The organism is Streptomyces sp. NPDC006265, from assembly GCF_040613555.1.
GTDB lineage: Bacteria > Actinomycetota > Actinomycetes > Streptomycetales > Streptomycetaceae > Streptomyces.
Window position 1 is genome coordinate 1 of the sequence record NZ_JBEXSH010000866.1, and the last position, 3,809, is coordinate 3,809.

The following is a 3,809-nucleotide window of genomic DNA, read 5'->3' on the forward strand; positions in this document are numbered from 1 at the left end:
GTCAGCCGGCTACGCGTACGGCGAGCGCGTCGCCGATCTCCGAAGTGGAGCGGGCGGGCTTGCCGGTGCGCTCCGACAGGTCGGCCGCGACCGCCTCGTCGATACGGGCGGCCTCGGCCTCGTAGCCGAGGTGGCGCAGGAGCAGCGCCACGGACAGCACGGTGGCGGTGGGGTCGGCCTTGCCCTGGCCGGCGATGTCCGGGGCCGAGCCGTGCACGGGCTCGAACATCGAGGGGAAGTCGCCGGAGGGGTTGATGTTCCCGCTCGCGGCGACGCCGATGCCGCCGGAGACGGCCGCGGCGAGGTCGGTGACGATGTCGCCGAAGAGGTTGTCGGTGACGATCACGTCGAAGCGCTCGGGCTGCGTGACGAGGTAGATCGTCGCCGCGTCCACGTGCATGTACTCGGTGGTGACCTCGGGGAACTCCTCGGCCACCTTGTTGAAGACGTTGGTCCACAGGTGACCCGCGAAGGTCAGCACGTTGTTCTTGTGGATCAGCGCCAGCTTCTTGCGGGGGCGGGCCTGGGCACGGGCGAAGGCGTCGCGGACCACGCGCTCGACACCGAAGGCCGTGTTCACGGAGACCTCGGTGGCGACCTCGTGCTCGGTGCCCTTGCGGATCGTGCCGCCGTTGCCCGTGTACGGGCCCTCGGTGCCCTCGCGGACCACGACGAAGTCGATCTGTGGCTCGCCGGCGAGCGGGGTGGCGACACCCGGAAGGAGCTTCGACGGACGCAGGTTGACGTGGTGATCGAAGGCGAAGCGGAGCTTGAGCAGGAAGCCGCGCTCCAGGACGCCGGACGGCACGGACGGGTCGCCGATCGCGCCGAGCAGGATGGCGTCGTGCCGCTTCAGGGCGTCCAGGTCGGCGTCGGTGAGGGTCTCACCGGTGGCGTGGTAGCGCCGGGCGCCGAAGTCGTACTCCTCGGTCTCCAGCTTCACATCCTGCGGAAGGACGGCGGAAAGGACCTTCAGGCCTTCGGCCACGACCTCCTGGCCGATGCCGTCACCGGGGATCACTGCGAGATTGATGCTGCGAGACATGCGGGCACCCTACCCCTCGTCCCATGGGATGACATTCGGCGTCCGTGATGCGGACAGGTGGGAGGCACCCGACCGGGGGACGGCACGCGTCCGTCGGGTGTCGTTCACCCGTATGTGGTGCGGCCGTTGGCCTCTGCTGGGAAATTCACTGACCATGGAGATCCCCCACTTCGGCATCCCGCCCGAGCTCGCCGGCCGGATGAGCATGGCGGAGCAGCACGAGTACCTGCGGACCCGGCTGTCGCGGCGGCGCACGCTGGTGACGGCGGGCGCGGTGGCGAGCGGGCTGCTGACCGGCTGCTCCGGTTCCTCTTCCGGCTCCCGTTCCGGACAGGCCGGCGCCACGGCGAGCGGTGCCCCGTCGCCGAGCATGTCGAAGGCGCCCGGTTCCCTCATCACTCCCTTCGGCCGCCATCTCGCCTTCGGCGCCGACCCCGGGACGCAGATGCGCATCTCCTGGCAGGTGCCGCTCGCGGTGAAGAAGCCGTACGTCCGGGTGGGGCTGCGCCCCGACGACCTCGGCCGCAAGATCGAGGCCGAGCTGCGCGATCTGCGCACCCCGGAGCTGAAGGGCATCCGGGCGGCGGTCGAGCAGTACTACCTGCACGCCGCGCTGGACGGCCTGCGCCCGGACACGACGTACTACTACGGCGTCGGCCACGAGGGCTTCGACCCGGCCTCCCCGCGGCACCGGTCGACCGTCACGTCCTTCCGCACCGCACCGGCGCGCCCGCCCGAGCGGTTCGTGTTCACCGCCTTCGGCGACCAGGGCGTCGGCGAGGACGCGGCTCTCAACGACCGTACGCTGCTGCGCCGGAAGCCCGCCTTCCATCTGCACGCCGGCGACATCTGCTACGCCGATCCGACCGGCAAGGGCAAGGATTCGGACGTCTTCGACGCGGGCCAGTGGGACCGGTTCCTGAAGCAGACCGAGCCGGTGGCCCGGTCGGTGCCGTGGATGGTGACGACCGGCAACCACGACATGGAGGCCTGGTACTCACCCGACGGCTACGGCGGCCAGCTCGCCCGGTTCTCCCTGCCGGACAGCGGCTTCGACGCGCGTACGGCACCGGGCGTGTACGCCTTCACGTACGGCAACGTGGGCGTGGTCGCGCTGGACGCGAACGACGTGTCGTACGAGATCCCCGCCAACCTCGGCTACACGGAGGGGCGGCAGACGAGATGGCTGGACGGCAAGCTCGGCGAGCTGCGGTCCTCCAAGGACGTCGACTTCATCGTCGTCTTCTTCCACCACTGCGCGTACTCGACGTCCACACACGCCTCGGACGGCGGGGTGCGCGCCGAGTGGCTGCCGCTGTTCGCCCGGCACGAGGTGGACCTGGTGATCAACGGGCACAACCACGTCTACGAGCGGACGGACGCCATCCGGAACGGCGAGGTGGGCAGGCCGGTGCCGGTCGGCGGGACGACGGATCCGCGGCGGGACGGGATCGTGTACGTCACCGCGGGCGGGGGCGGCAAGGAGCTGTACGGCTTCCCCGACGGCGTGAAGGAGAGCTACGAGGGGAACCCCGCCGACCACGAGCCGGTCACCACGTTCCGGTGGACCAAGTCTCAAGACACCAAGGCGGAGTCGGTGCAGTGGTCGCGGGTGCGCTACCGCGGCTTCTCGTTCCTCTCGGTGGAGGCGGAGAGCGGCGCCCGGCCGGCACTGAAGGTGTCGGCGCTGGCGTCGAGCGGTGAGCGGATCGACCACTTCGAGGTGCGGCGCGGGCATGAGACCCCGCACCGCTCCTCGTCGGGCGGCTCCCGGTCCTGATGCGGTGCGCGGCTCAGTGGCCGCTGGATCCGCCGTTGTCCCTGCGGTCGAGTGCGCGCTGGAGCGCGGCGGCGGCGTTCTTCCGATCGGACTCGGTCGTACGGGAGACGTGACGGACTCGGCGGCGGACGGTCGTCTCGGCCATGGGAAATCGACTCCTTCGACAGCACGGAGTGCACAGGGAGGGTTACGAGACGCCGGAAGGGGCGGGGAGCGGTGCCGCAGGGGTTGCCTGCGCGGGGCCCGACTCACGACCGCCATTCGCTTGGTCGAGCGAGACGTTCGGCTTCTACAAAGCTAAGGGAGCGCGGAGCGTCTGTCTCCACAATTACTCGGGCTTCCTACTATCTGAGACGGTGGACTGGGTCACACCCTGCTGACCTGCGGTGATTTCTAGAGCACGTCACCGTCGCGCCAGTCGAAGACCAGCTCGTGCGCGGGGTCGAGGGAGCCGGCCAGAGCGGTACGGACGTACGTGCCGCCCTCCTCGTCCGGCAGGCGGACGATGCCGTCCCGCGGACTGAGGGCGTGCACTCGGCCGGTCCACCGCTCCCAGCCGCGGGAGGTGTAGAGCCGGGCCCCGTCGTCGCTCGCGGAGAGGGCGCCGAGGTCGTAGGCGCGGTCGACGACCCGTTCCAGCTCCGCCATGACCCGTCCGCCGAGGCCGTCGCGGCGGGCGTCGGCGCGGACGGCGACGTTCTCGACGTACCCGGCGCGCAGCCACCGGCCGCTGTGCCGCACCCGGCGCATCACGACAGCGCCGTGCGCGGCGAGCCCCGAGTCGTCGAGGGCGAGGACATGCATGCCGCCGAGGCCGTGGTCCCAGTCCTCGTCACCGAAGTCACCCTCGAAGGCGGCATCCAGCAGGCCGCGCACGGCGTCGAGTTCGGCGGGGGTCAGCTCGGCGGTGTGGGCAGTGCGCACTCGGGTGGTCATCGGACCGTCGACGAGCCGGAGTCCGACGAGCCGGACGAGGAGGACCCG

At 70.7% G+C, this 3,809-nt stretch carries 4 protein-coding genes; 1 reads left to right on the top strand and 3 read right to left on the bottom strand.

The window, feature by feature from the left end; translation table 11 throughout:
• Nucleotide 1 precedes the first annotated feature (1 nt).
• Nucleotides 2-1,045 (bottom strand): 3-isopropylmalate dehydrogenase, encoded by a 1,044-nt coding sequence (locus ABZ281_RS41725; RefSeq protein WP_356663154.1) that lies wholly within the window; start codon nt 1,043-1,045, stop codon nt 2-4.
• Between the two features lie 154 nt (nt 1,046-1,199).
• Here ABZ281_RS41725 and ABZ281_RS41730 point away from each other — a divergent pair, with 154 nt between their 5' ends.
• Nucleotides 1,200-2,825 carry a metallophosphoesterase family protein gene (locus ABZ281_RS41730; RefSeq protein WP_356663155.1) on the top strand — a complete coding sequence of 542 codons (1,626 nt, stop codon included), beginning with the start codon at nt 1,200-1,202 and terminating at the stop codon, nt 2,823-2,825.
• Nucleotides 2,826-2,838: 13 nt separating this feature from the next.
• Here the strand turns inward: ABZ281_RS41730 and ABZ281_RS41735 are convergent, their stop codons facing one another.
• Nucleotides 2,839-2,970, bottom strand: coding sequence for a hypothetical protein (locus ABZ281_RS41735; RefSeq protein ID WP_104781486.1), 132 nt, complete (start codon nt 2,968-2,970; stop codon nt 2,839-2,841).
• 248 nt (nt 2,971-3,218) lie between these two features.
• Nucleotides 3,219-3,761 carry a GNAT family N-acetyltransferase gene (locus ABZ281_RS41740; RefSeq protein WP_356663156.1) on the bottom strand — a complete coding sequence of 181 codons (543 nt, stop codon included), beginning with the start codon at nt 3,759-3,761 and terminating at the stop codon, nt 3,219-3,221.
• Between the last annotated feature and the right edge of the window lie 48 nt (nt 3,762-3,809).

Bases quoted from the DNA above. Each gene is read 5' to 3' on its own strand.
- ABZ281_RS41730 (WP_356663155.1), top strand. From the start codon at position 1,200: ATGGAGATCCCCCACTTCGGCATCCCGCCCGAGCTCGCCGGCCGGATG.
- ABZ281_RS41735 (WP_104781486.1), bottom strand. From the start codon at position 2,970: ATGGCCGAGACGACCGTCCGCCGCCGAGTCCGTCACGTCTCCCGTACG.
- ABZ281_RS41725 (WP_356663154.1), bottom strand. From the start codon at position 1,045: ATGTCTCGCAGCATCAATCTCGCAGTGATCCCCGGTGACGGCATCGGC.
- ABZ281_RS41740 (WP_356663156.1), bottom strand. From the start codon at position 3,761: ATGACCACCCGAGTGCGCACTGCCCACACCGCCGAGCTGACCCCCGCC.